The sequence below is a fragment of the Pseudomonas sp. MBLB4136 genome (assembly GCF_051904765.1).
GTDB lineage: Bacteria > Pseudomonadota > Gammaproteobacteria > Pseudomonadales > Pseudomonadaceae > Aquipseudomonas.
Genome location: NZ_CP196713.1, coordinates 1,414,133 through 1,432,945, shown reverse-complemented (window position 1 = coordinate 1,432,945; position 18,813 = coordinate 1,414,133). Strand labels below are relative to the sequence as shown.

Here is an 18,813-nt window from a genome sequence, read left to right as displayed (position 1 = left end):
CTTAACCTCCTATCGAAATACGTGGGCCGCGGCCGCGCCATACGCCCAGGGCGAGCAGGCCGGCCAGCAGCGCCAGGGCGAACCAGAATGCCTGGCTCAGGGCTTGGGGCTCGCCTTGGGCGGCGCCCGATTCTGCGGCGGGCTCGGCCTGCGGCGCCTGGATCTCGCTGAGGCTGCTCGGCGCAGGCGCCGGCTCGTACTGGATGCGCGCCGCCTGCAGGCGCTGCTGCAGGGCGCTGCGCAGCTCCTCCGGCAGCTGCGGCAGCAGCCACTGCAGCATGGGGTGATCCGGCCGGGTGTGGCCGCTGCCGGGCAGGCCGTGGGCGACCACCAGGCGTGCGAACTGCTCGCCGAGCTGCTGGCGGGTGGCCGCGTCGGCCTGCCAGAACTCCTTGTGGATGGCCACCAGCATGATCGCCAGCATGTTGCTCTTCACGTGCACGTTGGCGCCCTGCTCGAGGAAGTCGTCCAGGCCGACTTGGTAGCGGTCGTCGACATACACCGCCTTGACCTCCTCCCAGGCGCTGTCACGGATGATCTCCGGGTTGGTCACCTGCCAACCCCAGAGGTATTCGAGGAACTCGCTGCCCATGGTCCGTGCGCCGGCGTAGTCGTGCTGCATCAGCGCCTCGATCCAGGCCGGGTTGAGGAAGCGCCCGCGCAGCTCGGCCAGCAGCGCCTGCTGCAGCGGCTCCAGGCGCACCCGCGCCGGGTCGTTGTGCCAGCTGACGAAGTTTTCCGGGGTGCTGCCGGAGACCTGCTCCACCGCCAGGCTCAGGCCACCCAGGTAATCGAAGGAGTCGTTGTTGTCGAGCAGGCCGTAGAGGTTGCTGGAACGGCCGAGGTAGGTGCGGCGCACCGTCTTGAGGTTGTCGCGGAACACCTCCTGCACCGGCTCGCCCTGGTGGCGCAGGCCGTAGGCGTGGCCGAGGCGGCTGACATAGGCCTGGGCCAGTTCGCCACGCTGCTGCCAGCTGCCGGAGCGCTCCACCAGGCGGTTGATGCCGGCTCCATAGGCCCCGGGGGCCACGCCGAACAGGCGCAGGGCCGCCAGGCTGCCGGCCTGCTCGGCACTCAACCCGGCCTCCAGGCGCCGCGCGGCGTCCGCTACCCAGTGGGCGGCGACGCGGTTGGCCGCCAGACTCTCGCGACCGCCGCCGGCCGCCGCGCCGAGGGGCTCCAGGGCCGCGGACAGGGCCGGACGCAGCGCCGGGTAGTCGCGGCGAATGGTTGCGGCGGCGCCGTCCAGGGCCAGCAGCACCGCGCGCTCGAGCAGCGCCAGCTGGTCGGCGTAGAGGTCGCGGAACAGCCCGGAGGTGGTGAACAGCAGGTCGCGACGCTCCTCCCCAGGCGCCAGGGGGCGGCGCCGGATGCCCTGGACGATGCCACGACCGTTCCACTGCGGCTCGACGCCGAGCAGGTCGAGGCCGAAGGCGATCATCGCGCCTTCGTCGCGCACCGTGTCCGAGGCCCAGAGGATCACCGCCTCGCGGCCCTCGGCGGCGAGCGGCCGCTGCCGCGCCTGCTGCGCCATCTCGCGGCCGATGCCCCAGCCGATGCGACTGGGCAGCAGGCTGCTGTCCAGGGCATGGAAGTTGCGCCCGGTGGGCAGCGCCTGCGGCGTGCGGATCGGGTCGTTGCCCTTGCCGGGGACGACGAAGCCGCCGTCCAGAGCCCTCAGCAGCGCCGCCATCTCGGCCGCCGGCGAGTCGACCAGGGCCTGGCGCTGGCCCGCCCCGGCGGCGCCCATGGAGGTCAGCAGGGTCTGCACCGCCTCGGGCTGCCAGGGCTTGCCGAACACGTGCAGGCCCATGGGCATGAAGCGCTCCTGGATGTTGGTCAGGTAGTGGCCGACCTCGTGCACCAGCAGGTCGTCATCGACCTGCTCGAAGTCGATGCCACGGGTGACCAGCACCTCGGCCATGGACTCGCGCAGCTCCGACTCCAGGCCGGCGCTGCCGACCAGCCGCTTGATCTCGGCGATGGTGGCGCGTCGCGCCGGCCCCTCGCCCTGCCCGGCGCCGGCCTCGAAACTCTCGATCAGCTGGCGCAGCTTGAGCAGGTCGTCGTACAGCGGCGTGGCCACCAGCGGCGGGGTCAGGTGGTCGATCATCACCGCCAGGCCGCGGCGCTTGGCCTGAATGCCCTCGCCGACCCCGTCGACTATGTACGGGTAGATGCTCGGCAGGTCGCCGAGTATCTGCGTCGGATAGTCCTCGTCGCTCAGGCCCGCCCGCCGCCGCGGCAGGAACTCGTAGGTGGAGTGGCGGCCGAGGTGGATCAGCGCGTCGGCACGGAAACCCTCGCGCAGCCAGTGATAGAAGGCCAGGTACTGATGCGGCGGCGGAAACACCAGGTTGGCGTGCAGCAGCTCCTCGTCCACCTCCCAGCCGCGCGGCGGCTGCGGGCCGACGAATACCTTGCCGAACCGCAGCCCCGGCAACAGCAGGCGGCCGTCGCGGACCATCACCCGCCCCGGGCCCTCGCCCCAGCCGCGCAGGCCCTCGATGCCGGTCGCCACCAGCGCCGCGATCAACCCCTCGGCCTGGGCCCAGTCGGCCTGGGTCGGCTGCGCCACGGCCGCGCGGTACAGCGCCTCGAGCTGCGCCAGCAGGTCCAGGGCGCGGGCCCGCGCCGGGTGCTCGACGCCATCGAGCACGTGGTGCAGCTCGCTGGAGCCGCTGGCCAGGATATCCGCGGCGATCTGCAGCTCGGAGGCCGCCAGGGCCCGGCGCAGCTGGGCGTGCCAGTAACCCAGGGGGCCCTGGACCATCTCCGCCTGCAGCGCGGCCGGCAGCGTGGCGAACCAGTCGCGGTACTCCTCAGCGCCCAGACTCTGCACCTTGCCGGCCATCTCGGCCAGGGCGTCGCCCTGCTCCGGCAGGTTGACGCCGCGCTCCTGCAACAGTTCGAGCAGCACCGCGGGGCTGTCCGGCAGCGGCCCGGTGTCGTAGCCCTCGGCCTGCAGGCGCTGGAGGATGTGCCACAGCGACTGCGGCACATCGAGGTTGTCCGCGCCGATGTTGTGCCGCCCCGGCGGATGGTTGTAGTAGATGATCGCCAGGCGCTTGTCGGCGTTGGCCGTGCGCTGCAGGTGTCGCCAGCGCTGGATGCGCGCGCTCATCGCGGCGACCTGGTGCGGCAGCGGCTCGCCGATGGCGAAGCGGATGCCGGACAGCGGGTCGAGCTGGCGCTCGCGCCAGGCCGCCAGCACCATGGCCTGGCTGGTGCCTTGCAGCTCCGGCATGGCCAGCTGGTAGTGCACCTTGTCGCGCGCCAGGCCGTCGCTGGACAGCTGCCAGGCCGCCTCGCTGCGGTCCTCCAGGCGCAGGCCCTTGAGCACCGGCACGTTCAGCTCGCCGAACAGCTCGGTGACCTGCTCGCGGTGCTCGCCGCCGCCGATGACAAAGTCCTGCAGGGCGACCACCGCCGCCAACGGCGGGTGCTCGCCCTCCTTGAGCCAGCGCACCGCCTGCAGGGAGCCCTCACCCCAGTTGGCGAACAGGCTGACGCAAGCCAGACCGGCCTCGCCCAGGGCGCGGCACAGCGCATCGTTGAGCGCCTGGTCGCCGGCACGATCGGCGCGCCCGTGGTCGACCAGCGCCACCAGGGCCTCGCCGCGCCAGCGCAGCTGCTCGGCGCTGCGCAGCTCGCCGTCCTGGTAGAAGCGCAGCGGCGCCCGCTCCCTGGCCGGCGCCGGCGCCACGCCGGTATCCACCCGCGCCGCCAGCCAGGCCAGCAGCCCGGCGATGTTCTCGCTGCCGCCGGCCAGCCAGTAGCTGCGCGCGCTCAGCCAGTCGGCCTGGCGCGGATGTTCGCGCTGCTGCTCCTGCAGCCAGGGGGCCAGCGCCCCGCCCGGCTTGGCCGCGCCCAGGCGCTCGGCCTCTTCGCGGGAGGCGAACAGTGGACGACCGGCGGCGCGGCTGAGCTGCACCAGGCCATGGTCGCTGTGCAGGACGAACAGCTCGGCGGCTGACGCCCGGCCCAGCAGGGGCCGCAGACGCTCCACCTCGGCGCCGAAGATGCCGGCACCGAACAGCACCTGGCCCGCATCCAGCCATTGCTGCAGGGCGGCATCGTCCAGCTCGGCCAGCTGCTCGGGAGTCCGCGCGCTGACCCGCTGGCCGGGATACTGGCGCTGGAACTGGGCGACCGCCGCGGCGAACTCGGCGGCGCTGTAGGCGGAGACGATGGCGTTGATCTGCGCCGCACCGGCCAGCGGCGCGCTCAGCGCCAGGCAGGTGGCGAGCGCCAGGCGTCTGCCCAGGGAAAGGGCGCACGTCAGGAAGGACGCAGACCGTGGAAGGGACATGCTCATGTCGTAATAGCTCCGCCGCGCTCACCCGCGCGACCCAGACCGCAAGAGGCAGGCGGAGGAACGACGACGCATGGGCCACGACAAGGGCGCGGCCCACCCGCCGGACAACGCCCTCCGCGATGCCGTGGACTGCGACAGGCCGGTCTCCGGGCTCACGAGCGGCGCGCCTCTAAGGGCGCCGGCCCGCGCACCTTCCCGTGCGCGGAGCCTGGCGGGCTTAACCGTACGTAGCGAGGGAAAGTCCGGTTCGAGGGGGCACCCCCGCGCAGTTTTGTTGGTCTTTCGCGGCGAATAGCGGGCTATTCAACGAAAAAGAGCAGCAAAAATGGCCGAATCCGGCTTTCCGCAGCAGAACAGCGTTAAGTCCGACAGTCTCCCAGGCACAGTGGTAAAAAGCGCGGGTTTGACTCGTCTACCGTTGCGGGGGCAGCGTCGGAATTGCGGGCCCGTAGAGGCCGAACGCACCGACTTCCCTGTTTCACCCCTCGGACGCGCGGCGTCGGGGGCACCTGTTGCAAGGCGCGCAGGGTAGAGACAGGCAGGCGGGGCGTCAATGCACGGGCGCGCCCGATGCCTCCCGCAACGGGAGCTAAGCTTCTACCTCCTCTTACTCGTCAGGAGCGTTGCGATGAAATACCGAGGACGCTGTCATTGCGGCCAGGTGGCGTTCGAGGTGGAGGGCGAGATCGCCGGAGCCGTGGCCTGCAACTGCTCGATCTGCCAGCGCAAGGGTGCCTTGATGTGGTTCGTCCCGCGGGACCGGCTGAACCTGCTGACCCCGGACAGCGACGCCGCCGCCTACAGCTTCAACAAGCATGTGATCATGCACCGCTTCTGCCCGCGCTGCGGCATCCACCCCTTCGGCGAAGGCACCGACCCCAAGGGCAATGCCATGGCGGCGATCAATATCCGCTGCCTCGAAGGCATCGACCTGGACGCCGTGCCGGTCCAGCAGTTCGACGGCAAGGCGCTCTAGAGCGGCGACAGCTGCAGCGAAGACAAAAAAGCCAGGCCACCGAGGCCTGGCTTTTCGACTTGGTGGACCGAAGGAGGATCGAACTCCCGACCTCCGCATTGCGAACGCGGCGCTCTCCCAGCTGAGCTATCGGCCCGTGCAGTATTCAATCTAGCCCGCCCTCGACGGCACGCCAATGGCTCAGTGACGCGGCATGAAGCCCGCCGGTTTGGCCGCCAGCCAGGCGACGAAGGTGCACAGGCGCTCATCACTCAACAGGGCCTCGCGGCTGTTGTAGTGCAGCGCCAGTTCCTTCTCGCTGAACAGCCGGTGGATCTGGTTATGGCAGGCGCGACACACCCACAGGGTGGCGGTGATCCGCTCGCTCCTGGCGTAGCGCTTCTGCACGTAGGGCTTGTCGTGCAACGCCTTGGGGATCAGGTGGTGACGGGTCAAGGGCGCCTGGCGGGCGCAGAGCTCACAGCCTTCGGGCTGGGGCGGCAGGCGAATCGGTTCGGCCATGGGACGGCGGCGAGCTCAGGGTCAGCGCTTGCGGCACAGGGTCAGGCCGTCGCCCAGGGGCAGCAGCGACAGGTCGATGCGCGCATCGTCACGCAGGGCCAGGTTGAGGGCCTGGATAGCGCGGGTATCGGCGCTGTCCGGCGCGGCCTCGAGCACCCGACCGCTCCACAGGGTGTTGTCGAACAGCACCAGGCCACCCGGGCGCAGCAGGCGCAGGGCATGCTCGAAGTAGGCCGGGTAGTTGGCCTTGTCGGCGTCGATGAAGATCAGGTCGAACTGCCCGTCCTGCTCCTCGCCGGCCATCGCTGCCAGGGTCTCCAGGGCCGGCGCCAGGCGCAGCTCGATGCGCCCGGCCAGGCCCGCCTCGTCCCAGTAGCGCCGGGCCATGGCGTTGTAGTCGCCGGAAATGTCGCAACAGATCAGCCGGCCGTCCTCGGGCATGGCCTCGGCCATGCAAATGGCGCTGTAGCCGGTGAAGGTACCGATCTCGATGACCCGCCTGGCGCCCGTCAGCTTGACCAGCAGCGCCATGAACTGGCCCTGCTCCGGGGCGATCTGCCAGCGCGCGTTTTCCAGCTGCGCGGTCTCCTCGCGCAGGCGCTTGAGCAGCGGCGTCTCACGCAGGGAGACCTCGAGCAGGTAGCGATACAGTGCGTCGTCGAGGTTGAGGGTGCGATTGGTCATGGGCTGGCCTGCCTGAAATCAGGGGTTGCGCGCCAGTTCGGCGCTGAACACGCGCTTGGCGTCCAGGTAGGTGCGCTGCCAGTAGCTGTTGCTCAGGCTGTCCAGGCGCACGGTGCCACCACTGGAGGGCGCATGGACGAAGCGGCCGTTGCCGACGTAGATGCCGGCATGGCTGACCTGACTGCCGCCGCTGGTGGCGAAGAACACCAGGTCGCCACTCTGCAGAGCCTCGCGGCTGCCGATGGTCGGCGCGCGCAGTGCGCTCAGTTCGCGGGTCGAACGGGGCAACTGGATGCCGGCGGCGTCGCGATAGACATAGCCGATCAGCCCGCTGCAGTCAAAGCCCCCTTCGGGGGTGTTGCCGCCATAGCGGTAGGGGGTGCCGACCAGGCCCAAGGCACGGAATAGCACGTCGTCGGAGCTGCCGTGAAGGCTACCGGCGGGAAGCTGAATCGAGGTTGGCGGAGCGGCCGGGCGGCCGGCGCAGGCGCTGAGCAGCGCGACGAGAAGCAACAAGGCGACACGGGGCGTAGCGGGCATGAGCGAGGCGATCCTGAGCCTGGATGCGCCCTACTCTGCCGGCTCAGGCGTCGGCGCGCAACCGCCGAGGCGCCACCAACGACTCAGGGATGGCGCTCGAGCGACTCGCTGGGCGCCATGGCCAGCACGCGCTTGGCCTCGATGAAGCTGCGCTTCCAGTAGCGGTCGTCCAGGCTGTCGACCCGCACGCCGCCACTGCGGCGACTGGCCGAATGGATAAACTGGTCATCGCCCAGGTAGATGCCGGCATGGCTGACGCGGCCGCGGCCGTTGGTGCTGAAGAACACCAGGTCGCCCGGCTCCAGCTCATCACGCTCGACCAGCGGCGCGTCGATATTGATCATCTCGCGGGTGGAGCGCGGCAGTTGCAGGCCGGCCTCTTCGCGGAACAGGTAGCCGATGAAGCCACTGCAATCGAAGCCGGACTTCACCGAGCTGCCGCCGAAGCGATAACGGGTGCCGACCAGCGACAGGCCATGGGACAGGATGCTGTCGGCCAGCTGGGGCATTTCATAGGGCTGGTCGTCGGTCAGGTCGGCGAGTTCTTCCTCGGTCGGTTCGGCATGGGGGGGGCGCGAGACGAACATCGACGACTTGCTGAGGGGGCCGAATACACTGGATTGCGTCTGCGGCGCCTGGCCGGCGCAGCCCGCGAGGACCAGGACGAGTGCGAAAGGCACGAGGGGTGCGAAAGGCACGAGGGGTGCGAAGCGTTTGAGCATGGGCACAGCCGTGTCGGAATTCTGAAGTGGCGGCGACTATGCCCTCACTCGCTCCTATTTGCAATTTCCTTGGGCAGAAATGTGACTCAGTAGTTCTGGCAGGACATCTAAGGCCCGCCCTTGCAGGCGAACATCCACCTCATCGCTCAGGTCGGTGCGGCCCGGGTTGATCTCCACGGTCAGGCCGCCGCCCTCGCGGGTGCGCAGCACCGGCTCGATTATGTAGGGAAAGCTGGCACTGGTGCCGACGCTCAACACTAGATCGAAGCCCTTGCCCAGCTCGGCGTAGAGGCTGGCAATGGCAGCTTCCGGCAGCATTTCCTCGAACAGCACCACGGGCGGGCGCAGGATGCCGCCGCACTGCCGGCAACGCGGTGGCAGCGGCCGCTCCAGATGCTCGGCCAGCTCGGCATCTTCCGCCCCGCAGGACTGACAGAACAACGGGGCCAGCTCGCCGTGGATCTCGATCAACCGCTCGGGCGGACTACCGGCGGCACGGTGGTAACCGTCGATATTCTGGGTCAGCAACCAGCACTGCGGTTTGAGCTGCTGCAGCTCGGCGATGGCCAGGTGGCCGGCATTGGCCCGGGCGCCGAGACAGGCCCTGCCCAGCTCCGCCAGGTACTTCCAGCACAGCGCCGGATCCCGTTGCAGCATCGGCCCCGACAGCGCCGCCTCGATCGACAGCCCCTCGGCCGTGTGGCCATTGTACAGGCCGCCAAGACCGCGATAGGTCGGCAGACCCGAGTCGGCGGAAAGGCCGGCACCGGTGATGACCAGGACGCGCTTGGCCAGGGCGATGGCCAGGGCGACACGCTCGATCTGCTGCTGCATCGCCCGCCCCCGACCTCAGTGATTGACCGTGTGCGCCAGCATCACCGACAGCTGGCACAGCGGCCGACCGCTCTGTGCGTGCCAGTGGTTGAACGCCGCCTGCACCGCGGCCAGGTCCTTGAGGCTGGTCGGCGCCTTGTCGATGAACTCCTGAGCCTTGAGTGCGGCGACCATGTCGCTGGTCGGGATGAAGGTGTCCTTGCCGACCATGCGCAGGAGGCGTGGCGCCGACAACCCGCCCAGCTGGCTGCCGTGCTTGGCCAGGTACTTCCACAGCCCGACGATGTCGGTCACCGGCCAGTCGGCGATCAAGGCGCCGAAGCGGCCCTTTTCCCGCCGCTCATCGAGGATGAACTGGGCGTTACGCGGCACGCTCTTGAGCTTGCCCAGATGGCGAATCAGCCGCGCGTCCTGCATCAGGTTCTCCAGGCGCTCGCCGCCCATCAGCACGACCTTTTCCGGGTCGAAGCCGAAGAACACCTCCTCGAAGGCCGCCCACTTGGCGTCCACCAGGCTGTGCTTGAGACCGGCGCGAAAGATCCGCAGGCTGATCAGCGACAGGTAGCGGTCGTCGCCCAGCCCGCGCAGCTCCTCGGCGCTGGCCGGCTGCGGCAGCATGGCCTCCAGGGCGGCGGCCGAGCCGAAGCGGTTCAGGCAGTACTCGTTGAGCCATTGATAGTCGCGCATGGGCTGTCCTTGCCGGCTCAGAGGTTCATCACGTCGAGAAAGCGCGGCGTGGCGGCGTCGTCGATCTTCAGGTTGACGAAGTCGAACAGGTTGCGGTCGGCCAGTTGCGAGGGCACCACGTTCTGCAGGGCGCGGAACATGATCTCGGTGCGCCCCGGGGTCTTGCGCTCCCACTCCTGGAGCATTTCCTTGACCACCTTGCGCTGCAGGTTCTCCTGGGAGCCGCAGAGGTTGCAGGGGATGATCGGAAACTCCTTGAGCTTTGCGTAAGCCTCGATGTCGGCCTCGTTGCAGTAGGCCAGCGGGCGGATCACCACGTTGCGCCCGTCGTCGGCGCGCAGCTTCGGCGGCATGGCCTTGAGGGTGCCGCCGTAGAACATGTTGAGGAAGAACGTCTCGAGGATATCGTCGCGGTGATGTCCCAGGGCCATCTTGGTCGCGCCGATCTCGTCGGCGAAGGTGTACAGGGTGCCGCGGCGCAGGCGCGAGCACAGCGAGCAGGTGGTCTTGCCCTCCGGGATCTTCTCCTTGACCACCGAGTAGGTGTCCTTCTCGACGATGTGGTAGGGCACGCCGATGGACTCCAGGTAGGCCGGCAGCACGTGTTCGGGGAAGCCCGGCTGCTTCTGGTCCATGTTCACCGCGACTATCTCGAACTTGATCGGCGCGACCTTCTGCAGGTACAGCAACACGTCGAGCATGGTGTAGCTGTCCTTGCCGCCGGACAGGCAGACCATGACCTTGTCGCCATCTTCTATCATGTTGAAATCGGCAATGGCTTCGCCGGCCTGACGACGCAGGCGCTTTTGCAGTTTGTTCTGGTTGACCGAGAGGGTGCCCATGGTGCGCTGGAGTCCGGAAAGAAGTGCTAGAACGCGACATTTTACGCAGAAACCGCGGTGCGCCCCACCCCATTAGTGGCGAAGTGTTAGGCTGAAAACATGAATGATGAACTCGATCCCGACCTCGAATTGGTCGATCAGATCCTGCAACTGCTGCAGGACGCGCCTGCCGGTCTCAGCGAATACGAGCTGATCCAGCAATTGAAAGGCGGCCACTCGACCCATATCCCCAACCTTCCGCTGCTCGACAACCTAATCCTGTTTCGCACCCACTTCCTGGTATTCAACGCCCTCTACCTGCTGCGTGAGCGCCTGTGGGACGAGCGCCGCGGTCACCTGGAAATCAACCCGCTGTGCGTCCAGCTGCAACCCTACCGCGCCGGCGGCGCCGGGCTCGCCGAGCACGACCCGCTGCGCGACTACTATCTGGACCTGGACAACCTGCGCAATACCGACGCGGACGACGTGGAGAAGCTGCTCACCAGCTTCTGGACGCGCATGCAGGGTGGCGAAGAGAAGCAGGCGGCGCTGGAGCTGTTCGAGCTGCACGATCATCAGCAGCCGCTCAACCTCGCCACCATCAAGCACCGCTACCGCCAACTGGTCAGCCTCCACCACCCCGACCGCGGCGGCAACACAGAGCGGCTGCAGTCGATCAACAAGGCAATGGAAATTCTAGAGCGCTATTACAACTGATCCGTAGAGATCAATTTGCTCTAACTCCTCCCCCCTCGTGGTCTCCAGCCCTTGCCTATACTGCGACATACGGTCGCATAGGTTCGGCCTGGCACCCGGTGGCGCTGCTCACGCGCGCCGGGCGCTCCGCTGGGGGGCGATCGCTATAACAAGAGGAGGTGTATGGCATGATCCACCATGTTTGGGGGCTCTTCACCCATCCTGACCAAGAATGGCAAGAAATCCGTGGCGAGGAAGAAACCATCAGCCACATGTATCTCACCCACATCCTGGTTCTCGCAGCGATCCCCGCGATCTCCGCGTATATCGGCACCACCCAGGTCGGCTGGTCGATCGGCGACCGAGCCCCGGTGATGCTGACCGAAGCCAGTGCGTTGCAAATGACCATCATGTCTTACCTGGCAATGCTCGCCGGCGTCGCGGTGATGGGCGCCTTCATCCACTGGATGGCACGGACCTACGACGCCAGCCCGAGCCTGACCCAATGCGTGGTATTCGCCGCGTACACCGCCACCCCGCTGTTCGTCGGCGGCCTGGCGGCGCTCTACCCGCACCTGTGGCTGGCCATGACGGTGGGCACGGTCGCCATCTGCTACACCGTCTACCTGCTCTACGTGGGCATACCGACCTTCATGAACATTCCCAAGGACGAGGGCTTCATGTTCTCCAGCTCGGTACTGGCGGTGGGGCTGGTGGTGCTGGTGGCGATGATCGCCTGCTCGGTGATCCTCTGGGGCTTCGGCGTGGGCCCGGTGTACACCAGCTAAACTGCTGATCGGGGCAACAAGACGAAACCACCTGCGGGTGGTTTCGTCGTTTCCGGGCTGCCGCAGGCGCCATGCTTGGGCATAATCGCCCGGCACAGCCGAGAAGCCACCACCATGCCCGAACGTCTCCATGCCCGCGTCGAGGCCTGCTACCTGCAGGCCGAAAGCTTCTTCAAGCGCGCCTTCAGCCGCCCCGAGGTGAGTTTCAAGCTGCGCGGGCAGAAGGCCGGAGTCGCCCACCTGACGGAGAACAAGCTGCGTTTCAACCCGCAGCTGTACCGTGAGAATCAGGAGGACTTCCTGCGCCAGACCGTGGCCCACGAAGTGGCCCACCTGATCGCCCACCAGCTGTTCGGCGCGAATATCAGGGCCCATGGCGAGGAGTGGCAGCTGATCATGCGCGGCGTTTACCAATTACCGCCCAATCGCTGCCACAACTACGAAGTGCAGCGCCGTCAGGTCAGTCGCTTCATCTACCGCTGCAGCTGCCCCCAGGGCGAGTTCCCGTTTTCCTCGCAGCGCCACAGCCTGGTCGCCAAGGGTCGCCGCTACTACTGCCGGCGCTGCAAGGCGACCCTGAGTTTCACCGGCGAGCGACGCCTGGAGTGAGTTCGCGGCTTATGCCCAACTCCTGACCCGCCCCTGTACCGAGCGACAGGCTAACCGAGCAGGCGCTGGTAGACCTGCAGGTCGCCGGCCGAAAAGCAGCAGAAGATCACTTCCTCGATCGAGGGCAGCTCCCGCACCGTCTCACGCACCGTGCCGACGGCGGTCCGCGCGGCCAGGTCGACCGGATAGCCGTAGACCCCCGTACCGATGCTGGGAAAGGCGATTCTGCGCACCTCATGACTGGCCGCCAGCGCCAGCGAGTTGCGGTAGCAGGACGCCAGCAGCTCCGGTTCGCCCCGCTCGCCGCCGCTCCAGACCGGGCCGACGGTGTGGATGATGTACTTGGCCGGCAAATTGAAGCCTGGGGTAAGCCTGGCTTCTCCGGTCGGACAGCCCCCCAGCTGTCGGCAGGCCTGCGACAACTCCGGTCCGGCGGCCCGGTGAATGGCACCGTCGACGCCGCCGCCTCCAGCCAGGGCGCTGTTCGCGGCATTGACTATGGCGTCCACAGACAGGGTGGCGATATCGGCGCGCATGGCACTGAGCTTGGCTGGCATGAACTGACTGACCTCCGGAGACTTGCACCTCAGACAAGTTTAGCGGCCCCTGGCCGCCTCGCCGTGCGCAGATCAGCCCAGCCCAACCACCTACCGCGACCGGCCGCTACCGCGCAATTCCTGGCCCGAGAGCCACAAGTGAGGCCTCGACGCCATGGCCCTCCCCGACGGCTGGAGGCGGCCGGGGCGCCGAGATTGCGGTGCTATACTTTTGGTCGACTGCAGCAGGTGCGCTACCCGTTCCACGGCGGCGAGCGCCCACTGCGATTTTTCACCTATCGGCTTCTAGATGGCGGGGATCTGGGGCAAACACTAGATGGGAGGTGTGTCATGAATCGACACTATTACATCAGTGACGATCTCGACGATCTTGAAACCGTTGAAAACGAGCTGGAAGCCAGCGGCATCAGTACCGAACAGATCCATGTACTCAGCGAGAAGGACGCCGACGTGGAGCATCACCAGCTGCACGAGGTGCCCTCCTTCATGAAGCAGGACGTGGTGCACTCCGGTGAAATCGGCGCGGCGATCGGTGCGGTGCTGGCCGCCGTGGTACTCGGCGGTGCCTACCTGCTGGGCTGGACCGAGTCGGCGGCCGGCTGGGTTCCCTTCATCTTCCTGGCCATCGTGCTGTTCGGCTTCTGCACCTGGGAAGGCGGCTTCTTCGGCATCCAGGTGCCGAACGCCCACTTCCGCGGCTTCCGGCAGAAGCTCAAGGAAGGCAAACATGTGTTTTTCGTCGATGTCGAGCCGGAGCAGGAGTCGATTCTGGATCGCGTCATCCAGCATCACCCGTCCCTGGTCGATGCCGGCACCGGCGCCGCTTCACCACACTGGATAGTCGCCTGGCAGCAGAAGTGGCACCAGTTCAAGCGCACCATCTAGCCTGCCCGCCGCCAGCCTTCCCTGGGTGACCCACGCGGTCACCTGGGAGGCGCGTCAGTGGCCGAAGAACAGCTCCCGACTCAGAAAGATGTAGTCCGCCTCGGCGGCCATCAGCCCGACCAGCACCAGCAGGCACAGTGGCGGCACCAGTATGGCGTAGACCATCGCCAGCCGCTCCCAGGCCATGTGCATGAAAATGGCCACGATCAGTCCCGCCTTGAGCAGCATGAAGATGATGATCAGCGACCAGCGCAGGTAGCCGACGAAATGGAAGTAGTCGACCAGGTAGGACAGGGTACTGAGGACGAACAACAGCCCCCATATCTTCAGATACAGGCCGATCGGATGTTGCTGGCCCTGTGCATGCGCCATCGCCCGGGCTCCTCTAGAACGTCACCATAGATAGAAGAATGCAAAGATAAACACCCACACCAGGTCGACGAAGTGCCAGTAGAGCCCGGCGATCTCGACGATCTGGTAGTTGCCGGAGCGCTCGTAATCTCCGCGCAGCACCTTCAGCGCCACAATGCTCAGGTAGATCACCCCGATCGACACGTGCAGACCGTGAAAGCCAGTGATCATGAAGAAACTCGCGCCGAACTGTGCGGCGCCCATGGGATTGCCCCAGGGTCTGACCCCTTCGCTGATCAGCTTGCTCCACTCGAAGGCCTGCATGCCGACGAAGGCCAGCCCGAAGGCCGCGGTGACCAGCATCAGCGCGGCGGTCTTGGCGCGGTCGCGTCGGTAGGCGAAGTTCACCGCCATGGCCATGGTGCCGCTGCTGGTGATCAACACGAAGGTCATGATGGCGATCAGGATCAGCGGGATCTCGGCACCGGCTATGGTCAGGGCGAACACCTCGCTGGCATGCGGCCAGGGCTCGGTGGCACTGATGCGCACCGACATGTAGCCGGTGAGGAAGCAGGTGAACACGAAGGTATCGCTGAGCAGGAAGATCCACATCATCGCCTTGCCCCAGGACACCTGCTTGAACGCATCCTTGTCCGAGGCCCAGTCACCGACGATCCCCGACCATCCGGGCGCCGAACCCTCGGCCGACTTCAGCGCTGATTCACGGGGTTCACCTGACGGTGGCGACTGGATGGCCATGGCATCACCTCAAGCCGCAGAACGCAGCGATGGCTTGATAGGTTGCCGGCGTGCTGGTCAGCAAGGCGAACAGCAGCAGCCAGAGGCCCAGCAGGTAGTGCCAATAGATGGCGCACAACTCCACACTGCTTTGCAGCTGCCTGGCCGGCGCTCGGCGCAGCATTTTGCCCAGGGTTCGCCCCCAGGCGACCAGCCCGCCCAGCAGGTGCAGGCCATGCAGGCCGGTCAGCAGGAAGAAGAAGCTGTTGGCCGGGTTGCCCGCCACGCCATAGCCCCAGGCGGCGAACTGCTGCCAGACCCACAGCTGGCCAACCAGGAAGGCCAGGGCGAATAGCCCGCCCAGCCCGAAGCCCAGGCTCGTCGCCGCGGCTTGCCCGCGCCCGACCGCCACCCGCGCCCATTGCAAGGCGATGCTGGCGGCGAGCAGAAAGGCCGAGTTCAACCACAGCTGCCAGGGCTGGGCCAAGGGCGCCAGCGGCTCGGTCAGGGGCTGCCAGTCGGGCACCTGCGAACGGACGATAAAGGCGATCAGGAACAGCAGGAACAGCGAGCTGACCACCGCCAGGAACAGGCGCAGGCCGACCCGGGCGGTCCGCGCCCGGGCCTCGTCGAAACCCTGCAACGGGCCAGGCGCGTGGCCCCAGCCCCCACCCGGGTCGCCACCGGCCGCGTCGCGCAACAACAGCCCGCTCATGGACTGGCGCCCTCCTGCCGGTCGGCGCCGTCACGCTGGCGCCACTGCTTGAGTTCCTCATCCGACACCGTCTGCGGCACGAAGTCCTGCTCGACGCTCGGCATGCTGTAGTCATAGGCCCAGCGGTGCACCACCGGCAGCCTGGCACCCCAGTTGCCGTGTCGCGGCGGCGTGTCCGGGGTCAGCCACTCCAGGCTGGTGGCGCCCCAGGGGTTGGCCCCGGCCGGCTTGCCCTTGAACAGGCTCCAGGCCAGGTTGAACAGGAACAACAGCTGGGCCACGCCGACGGTCAGCGCCGCCACCGTGATGAAGGCATTGAGGTCCTGGGCCGACTGCGGGATGAACTCGTAGTTCTCGTAGGCGTAGTAGCGCCGCGGCATGCCCAGGAAGCCCAGGTAGTGCATGGGGAAGTAGATGGCATAGGTGCCGAGGAAGGTGATCCAGAAATGCAGCTTGCCCAGGCGGTCGTCGAGCAGGCGCCCGGTGATCTTCGGGTACCAGTGATAGATGGCACCGAACACCACCAGGATAGGCGCGACGCCCATGACCATGTGGAAGTGGGCGACCACGAAATAGGTGTCCGACAGGGGAATGTCGACGATCACGTTGCCGAGGAACAAGCCGGTCAGGCCGCCGACCACGAAGGTGACGATGAACGCCAGGGCGAACAGCATGGGCACGGTCAGGTGAATGTCGCCACGCCACAGGGTCAGCACCCAGTTGTAGACCTTCAGCGCGGTCGGCACCGCGATGATCAGGGTGGTGGTGGCGAAGAAGAAGCCGAAGTAGGGGTTCATGCCGCTGACGTACATGTGGTGCGCCCATACCACGAAACTGAGCACGCCGATCGCCACGATCGCCCAGACCATCATGCGGTAGCCGAAGATGTTCTTGCGCGCATGGGTGCTGATCAGGTCGGAAACCAGGCCGAAGGCCGGCAACGCGACTATGTACACCTCCGGGTGGCCGAAGAACCAGAACAGGTGCTGGAACAGGATCGGGCTGCCGCCCTGGTGATCCAGCGCCTGGCCCAGGGAGACGATCGCCGGCATGAAGAAGCTGGTGCCCAGCAACTTGTCGAACAGCATCATCACAGCGCTGACGAACAGGGCCGGGAACGCCAGCAAGGCGAGGATCGAGGCCATGAAGATGCCCCACACCGACAGCGGCATGCGCATCAGGGTCATGCCGTGGGTGCGCGCCTGCAGCACCGTGGTCACGTAGTTGAGGCCGCCCATGGTGGCGGCGACGATGAAGATCGCCAGGGACACCAGCATCAGCACGATGCCCCACTCGGTGCCCGGCGAACCCGCGGTGATGGCCTGGGGCGGATAGAGGGTCCAGCCCGCGCCGCTGGGGCCGCCCGGGACGAAGAAACTGGCCAGCAGGACGATCACCGAGAGCAGGTAGAACCAGTAGCTGAGCATGTTGACGTAGGGGAAGACCATGTCCCGGGCCCCTACCATCAGCGGGATCAGGTAGTTGCCGAAGCCGCCGAGAAACAGCGCGGTGAGCAGATAGATGACCATGATCATGCCGTGCATGGTCATGGCCTGGTAATAGGCGCTGGCGTCCATGAATTCGAGGCTGCCGGGGAAGCCGATCTGCATGCGCATCAGGCCGGACAGCACCAGGGCGATGAGGCCGACGAAGATCGCCGTCAGCGCATATTGAATGGCGATGACCTTGTGGTCCTGGCTCCAGATGTAGCGGGTCAGGAAGCTTTTCGGCTCGTGAAGCAGCGCCGTCTCGGCTTGCTCCGCATAGGCCATCGAATCACCCTCCTGTGAAGTTCAGGGGGAGCGCCTGGGGCTACTCTCCCGACTCCACCTTGCCGGCATCAGCATTGCTGTCCGTCAGGGAGCTGATCAGGGCGATCAGCGCCTGCAACTCCTCGTCGCTCGGGGTATAGGCCGGCATCATCGGCGCGTAGCCTCTGACGACCTGGCTGTTGGGGTTAAGGATAGACTCTTTTAGGTAGGCCTCATCGACCCGCACCTGGGTGCCGTCGACCAGGGTCTCGGTCTTGCCATACAAGCCTTGCCAACCGGGCCCGACGCGCGGGCTGCCCTCGAGGCTATGGCACGCCAGGCAGCCGAGGGATTCGGCCACCTGGCGCCCGTGGCTGACCGCATCCCTGGCCGCGCCGTCGTCACCTGCGGGTTCGGCGGCCGGCACGCCGCTCAGCGACTTGATCAACGCGACCAGGGCGTCCAGTTCGTCCTCGGCGAACGAATAGGCCACCATCACCGGCGGATAGCCCTGCACCATCCTGGCCTTGGGATCGATGATCGACTCCTTCAGATAGGCCTCATCGACAACGACGCTGCTGCCGTCGGCCAGGGTCTCGGTCTTGCCATACAGCCCCAGCCAGCCTGGCCCGAGGCTGGCGCTGCCATCCAGGCTGTGGCAGGCCAGGCAACCATGGCTCTGGGCGAGCGTACGGCCCTGCTCCAGCAGGTCGTCCCGGCCCGGCTTGGCCGCCGCGGCCAGGGACTGGGCGAAGGTCGGCTGGGCGCCGAGCCATTGCTCGAACGCCGCCGCCGGCTCGACGCGCAGGAAGCCGCGCATGTTGTAGTGGCCAACGCCACAGTATTCGGCACAGAGCACCTCGTACTTGCCGGTCTGGGTCGGGGTAAACCAGAAGTAGGAGACCATGCCCGGAACCATGTCCATCTTGCTGCGGATCTGCGGGATATAGAAATTGTGCAGCACGTCCTTGGAACGCAGCAGCACCTTGACCGGACGCCCGAGGGGCAGGCGCACTTCGTTGCTCTTGACCAGCACGTCGTCCTGCCCGGCTGGGTCGCCGGGGTCGATCCCCAGCGGGTTGCCGGCGTCGATATGCTTGACGTCCGACTTGCCCAACTGGCCGTCGGCACCGGGAAAGCGAAATGCCCACTGCCACTGCTGGGCGACCACCTCCAGCTCATGGGCCTCCTCGGGCACCCTGACGAAGTCGTCGTAAACCACCAGCCCCGGGGCCAGCATGCCGACGATACCCACGCTGGTGACGCCGATCAGCCACCACTCGAGCTTCTTGTTTTCCGGCTCATAGGTCGCCCGCCGGCCCTCGCGGTGACGGAAGCGGATGACCGCCACCGCCATGAACAGGGTCACGGCGACAAAGAAGATTCCGGTGATGACCAGGGTGATCAGCAGCGTGGCGTCTATCGAGCCCCAGTTGGACACCGCGGGGGTCAGGTGCCAGGGGCTGAGCAGGTGGAACAGCACCGACGCGACGACGATTAGAATCAAGATAATTGCAATTGCCATTGTCTTTTCATCCTGTCTGCGTTGGCACCGGGCAAGACCCGGGCCGCACTGAGCAACAGCGGCCTGCAATCAATCTCGGCCTATCCCCCAACGGCGCAAGCCAGCGTCGGCACTG

The 18,813-nt window shown here is 66.7% G+C and carries 19 protein-coding genes, 1 tRNA gene and 1 riboswitch; of the genes, 5 read left to right on the top strand and 15 right to left on the bottom strand.

The window, feature by feature from the left end; genetic code table 11:
• Window position 1: 1 nt before the first annotated feature.
• Window positions 2-4,318 carry a cobaltochelatase subunit CobN gene (locus ACSX1D_RS06500; protein ID WP_439861482.1) on the bottom strand — a complete coding sequence of 1,439 codons (4,317 nt, stop codon included), beginning with the start codon at window positions 4,316-4,318 and terminating at the stop codon, window positions 2-4.
• 120 nt (window positions 4,319-4,438) lie between these two features.
• Window positions 4,439-4,846, bottom strand: a riboswitch (cobalamin riboswitch).
• A 100-nt stretch (window positions 4,847-4,946) separates the two neighbouring features.
• Here ACSX1D_RS06500 and ACSX1D_RS06495 point away from each other — a divergent pair.
• Window positions 4,947-5,294 (top strand): GFA family protein, encoded by a 348-nt coding sequence (locus ACSX1D_RS06495; RefSeq protein ID WP_439861481.1) that lies wholly within the window; start codon window positions 4,947-4,949, stop codon window positions 5,292-5,294.
• A gap of 60 nt (window positions 5,295-5,354) precedes the next feature.
• Here the strand turns inward: ACSX1D_RS06495 and ACSX1D_RS06490 are convergent.
• From ACSX1D_RS06490 to ttcA, 8 genes are all read right to left on the bottom strand, one after another.
• Window positions 5,355-5,430 (bottom strand) — tRNA-Ala (locus ACSX1D_RS06490).
• Between the two features lie 44 nt (window positions 5,431-5,474).
• Complete coding sequence (locus ACSX1D_RS06485) at window positions 5,475-5,795, bottom strand: hypothetical protein (RefSeq protein WP_439861480.1); 321 nt, start codon at window positions 5,793-5,795, stop codon at window positions 5,475-5,477.
• A 21-nt stretch (window positions 5,796-5,816) separates the two neighbouring features.
• A complete protein-coding gene (locus ACSX1D_RS06480; protein ID WP_439861479.1) occupies window positions 5,817-6,479 on the bottom strand; it encodes an O-methyltransferase in 663 nt (220 codons plus the stop codon).
• Between the two features lie 18 nt (window positions 6,480-6,497).
• The gene (locus tag ACSX1D_RS06475) at window positions 6,498-7,019 is read right to left on the bottom strand and encodes a C40 family peptidase (protein ID WP_439861478.1); all 522 of its coding nucleotides are present in this window, start codon (window positions 7,017-7,019) and stop codon (window positions 6,498-6,500) included.
• Window positions 7,020-7,102: 83 nt separating this feature from the next.
• Entirely contained in the window at window positions 7,103-7,741 is a 639-nt protein-coding gene (locus ACSX1D_RS06470; RefSeq protein ID WP_439861477.1) for a C40 family peptidase, read from the bottom strand.
• Between the two features lie 54 nt (window positions 7,742-7,795).
• Window positions 7,796-8,575, bottom strand: a complete 780-nt coding sequence (locus ACSX1D_RS06465; RefSeq protein WP_439861476.1) for an NAD-dependent deacylase — start codon at window positions 8,573-8,575, stop codon at window positions 7,796-7,798.
• 15 nt (window positions 8,576-8,590) lie between these two features.
• Window positions 8,591-9,262 (bottom strand): DNA-3-methyladenine glycosylase I, encoded by a 672-nt coding sequence (locus ACSX1D_RS06460; protein WP_439861475.1) that lies wholly within the window; start codon window positions 9,260-9,262, stop codon window positions 8,591-8,593.
• 17 nt (window positions 9,263-9,279) lie between these two features.
• Window positions 9,280-10,104, bottom strand: coding sequence for a tRNA 2-thiocytidine(32) synthetase TtcA (gene ttcA / locus ACSX1D_RS06455; protein ID WP_208709019.1), 825 nt, complete (start codon window positions 10,102-10,104; stop codon window positions 9,280-9,282).
• Between the two features lie 99 nt (window positions 10,105-10,203).
• Here ttcA and ACSX1D_RS06450 point away from each other — a divergent pair, with 99 nt between their 5' ends.
• The 3 genes from ACSX1D_RS06450 (at window position 10,204) to ACSX1D_RS06440 (ending at window position 12,176) form a co-directional block, all read left to right on the top strand.
• The gene (locus ACSX1D_RS06450; RefSeq protein WP_439861474.1) at window positions 10,204-10,800 is read left to right on the top strand and encodes a DNA-J related domain-containing protein; all 597 of its coding nucleotides are present in this window, start codon (window positions 10,204-10,206) and stop codon (window positions 10,798-10,800) included.
• A 167-nt stretch (window positions 10,801-10,967) separates the two neighbouring features.
• On the top strand, window positions 10,968-11,567 hold the full coding sequence (locus tag ACSX1D_RS06445) for a Yip1 family protein (RefSeq protein ID WP_208709014.1): 600 nt from the start codon (window positions 10,968-10,970) through the stop codon (window positions 11,565-11,567).
• Window positions 11,568-11,681: 114 nt separating this feature from the next.
• Entirely contained in the window at window positions 11,682-12,176 is a 495-nt protein-coding gene (locus ACSX1D_RS06440) for a SprT family zinc-dependent metalloprotease (protein ID WP_439861473.1), read from the top strand.
• Window positions 12,177-12,226: 50 nt separating this feature from the next.
• Here the strand turns inward: ACSX1D_RS06440 and ACSX1D_RS06435 are convergent, their stop codons facing one another.
• Window positions 12,227-12,733: an O-acetyl-ADP-ribose deacetylase gene (locus ACSX1D_RS06435; protein WP_439861472.1), complete on the bottom strand. Its 507-nt coding sequence runs from the start codon at window positions 12,731-12,733 to the stop codon at window positions 12,227-12,229.
• Window positions 12,734-13,063: 330 nt separating this feature from the next.
• On the opposite strand from ACSX1D_RS06435, the gene ACSX1D_RS06430 reads away from it, so the two are divergent.
• Window positions 13,064-13,618, top strand: a complete 555-nt coding sequence (locus ACSX1D_RS06430) for a magnesium transporter (RefSeq protein ID WP_208709008.1) — start codon at window positions 13,064-13,066, stop codon at window positions 13,616-13,618.
• A gap of 54 nt (window positions 13,619-13,672) precedes the next feature.
• Here the strand turns inward: ACSX1D_RS06430 and ACSX1D_RS06425 are convergent, their stop codons facing one another.
• From ACSX1D_RS06425 to ACSX1D_RS06405, 5 genes are read right to left on the bottom strand one after another with little or no spacing between them, the layout of a single operon-like run.
• Entirely contained in the window at window positions 13,673-13,990 is a 318-nt protein-coding gene (locus ACSX1D_RS06425) for a cytochrome C oxidase subunit IV family protein (protein WP_208709006.1), read from the bottom strand.
• A 21-nt stretch (window positions 13,991-14,011) separates the two neighbouring features.
• The gene (locus ACSX1D_RS06420) at window positions 14,012-14,728 is read right to left on the bottom strand and encodes a heme-copper oxidase subunit III family protein (protein ID WP_439861471.1); all 717 of its coding nucleotides are present in this window, start codon (window positions 14,726-14,728) and stop codon (window positions 14,012-14,014) included.
• A 4-nt stretch (window positions 14,729-14,732) separates the two neighbouring features.
• Window positions 14,733-15,422, bottom strand: coding sequence for a cytochrome c oxidase subunit 3 (locus ACSX1D_RS06415; RefSeq protein WP_439861470.1), 690 nt, complete (start codon window positions 15,420-15,422; stop codon window positions 14,733-14,735).
• Window positions 15,419-17,194 (bottom strand): cytochrome c oxidase subunit I, encoded by a 1,776-nt coding sequence (ctaD, locus tag ACSX1D_RS06410; RefSeq protein WP_439861469.1) that lies wholly within the window; start codon window positions 17,192-17,194, stop codon window positions 15,419-15,421. The genes ACSX1D_RS06415 and ctaD overlap by 4 nt, the downstream gene beginning before the upstream one ends.
• A 40-nt stretch (window positions 17,195-17,234) precedes the next feature.
• Window positions 17,235-18,698: a c-type cytochrome gene (locus tag ACSX1D_RS06405; protein WP_439861468.1), complete on the bottom strand. Its 1,464-nt coding sequence runs from the start codon at window positions 18,696-18,698 to the stop codon at window positions 17,235-17,237.
• Window positions 18,699-18,813: the final 115 nt, after the last annotated feature.

Coding starts and splice junctions, on each gene's coding strand:
- ACSX1D_RS06500 (WP_439861482.1), bottom strand. CDS start 4,318: ATGAGCATGTCCCTTCCACGGTCTGCGTCCTTCCTGACGTGCGCCCTT.
- ACSX1D_RS06495 (WP_439861481.1), top strand. CDS start 4,947: ATGAAATACCGAGGACGCTGTCATTGCGGCCAGGTGGCGTTCGAGGTG.
- ACSX1D_RS06485 (WP_439861480.1), bottom strand. CDS start 5,795: ATGGCCGAACCGATTCGCCTGCCGCCCCAGCCCGAAGGCTGTGAGCTC.
- ACSX1D_RS06480 (WP_439861479.1), bottom strand. CDS start 6,479: ATGACCAATCGCACCCTCAACCTCGACGACGCACTGTATCGCTACCTG.
- ACSX1D_RS06475 (WP_439861478.1), bottom strand. CDS start 7,019: ATGCCCGCTACGCCCCGTGTCGCCTTGTTGCTTCTCGTCGCGCTGCTC.
- ACSX1D_RS06470 (WP_439861477.1), bottom strand. CDS start 7,741: ATGCTCAAACGCTTCGCACCCCTCGTGCCTTTCGCACCCCTCGTGCCT.
- ACSX1D_RS06465 (WP_439861476.1), bottom strand. CDS start 8,575: ATGCAGCAGCAGATCGAGCGTGTCGCCCTGGCCATCGCCCTGGCCAAG.
- ACSX1D_RS06460 (WP_439861475.1), bottom strand. CDS start 9,262: ATGCGCGACTATCAATGGCTCAACGAGTACTGCCTGAACCGCTTCGGC.
- ttcA (WP_208709019.1), bottom strand. CDS start 10,104: ATGGGCACCCTCTCGGTCAACCAGAACAAACTGCAAAAGCGCCTGCGT.
- ACSX1D_RS06450 (WP_439861474.1), top strand. CDS start 10,204: ATGAATGATGAACTCGATCCCGACCTCGAATTGGTCGATCAGATCCTG.
- ACSX1D_RS06445 (WP_208709014.1), top strand. CDS start 10,968: ATGATCCACCATGTTTGGGGGCTCTTCACCCATCCTGACCAAGAATGG.
- ACSX1D_RS06440 (WP_439861473.1), top strand. CDS start 11,682: ATGCCCGAACGTCTCCATGCCCGCGTCGAGGCCTGCTACCTGCAGGCC.
- ACSX1D_RS06435 (WP_439861472.1), bottom strand. CDS start 12,733: ATGCCAGCCAAGCTCAGTGCCATGCGCGCCGATATCGCCACCCTGTCT.
- ACSX1D_RS06430 (WP_208709008.1), top strand. CDS start 13,064: ATGAATCGACACTATTACATCAGTGACGATCTCGACGATCTTGAAACC.
- ACSX1D_RS06425 (WP_208709006.1), bottom strand. CDS start 13,990: ATGGCGCATGCACAGGGCCAGCAACATCCGATCGGCCTGTATCTGAAG.
- ACSX1D_RS06420 (WP_439861471.1), bottom strand. CDS start 14,728: ATGGCCATCCAGTCGCCACCGTCAGGTGAACCCCGTGAATCAGCGCTG.
- ACSX1D_RS06415 (WP_439861470.1), bottom strand. CDS start 15,422: ATGAGCGGGCTGTTGTTGCGCGACGCGGCCGGTGGCGACCCGGGTGGG.
- ctaD (WP_439861469.1), bottom strand. CDS start 17,194: ATGGCCTATGCGGAGCAAGCCGAGACGGCGCTGCTTCACGAGCCGAAA.
- ACSX1D_RS06405 (WP_439861468.1), bottom strand. CDS start 18,698: ATGGCAATTGCAATTATCTTGATTCTAATCGTCGTCGCGTCGGTGCTG.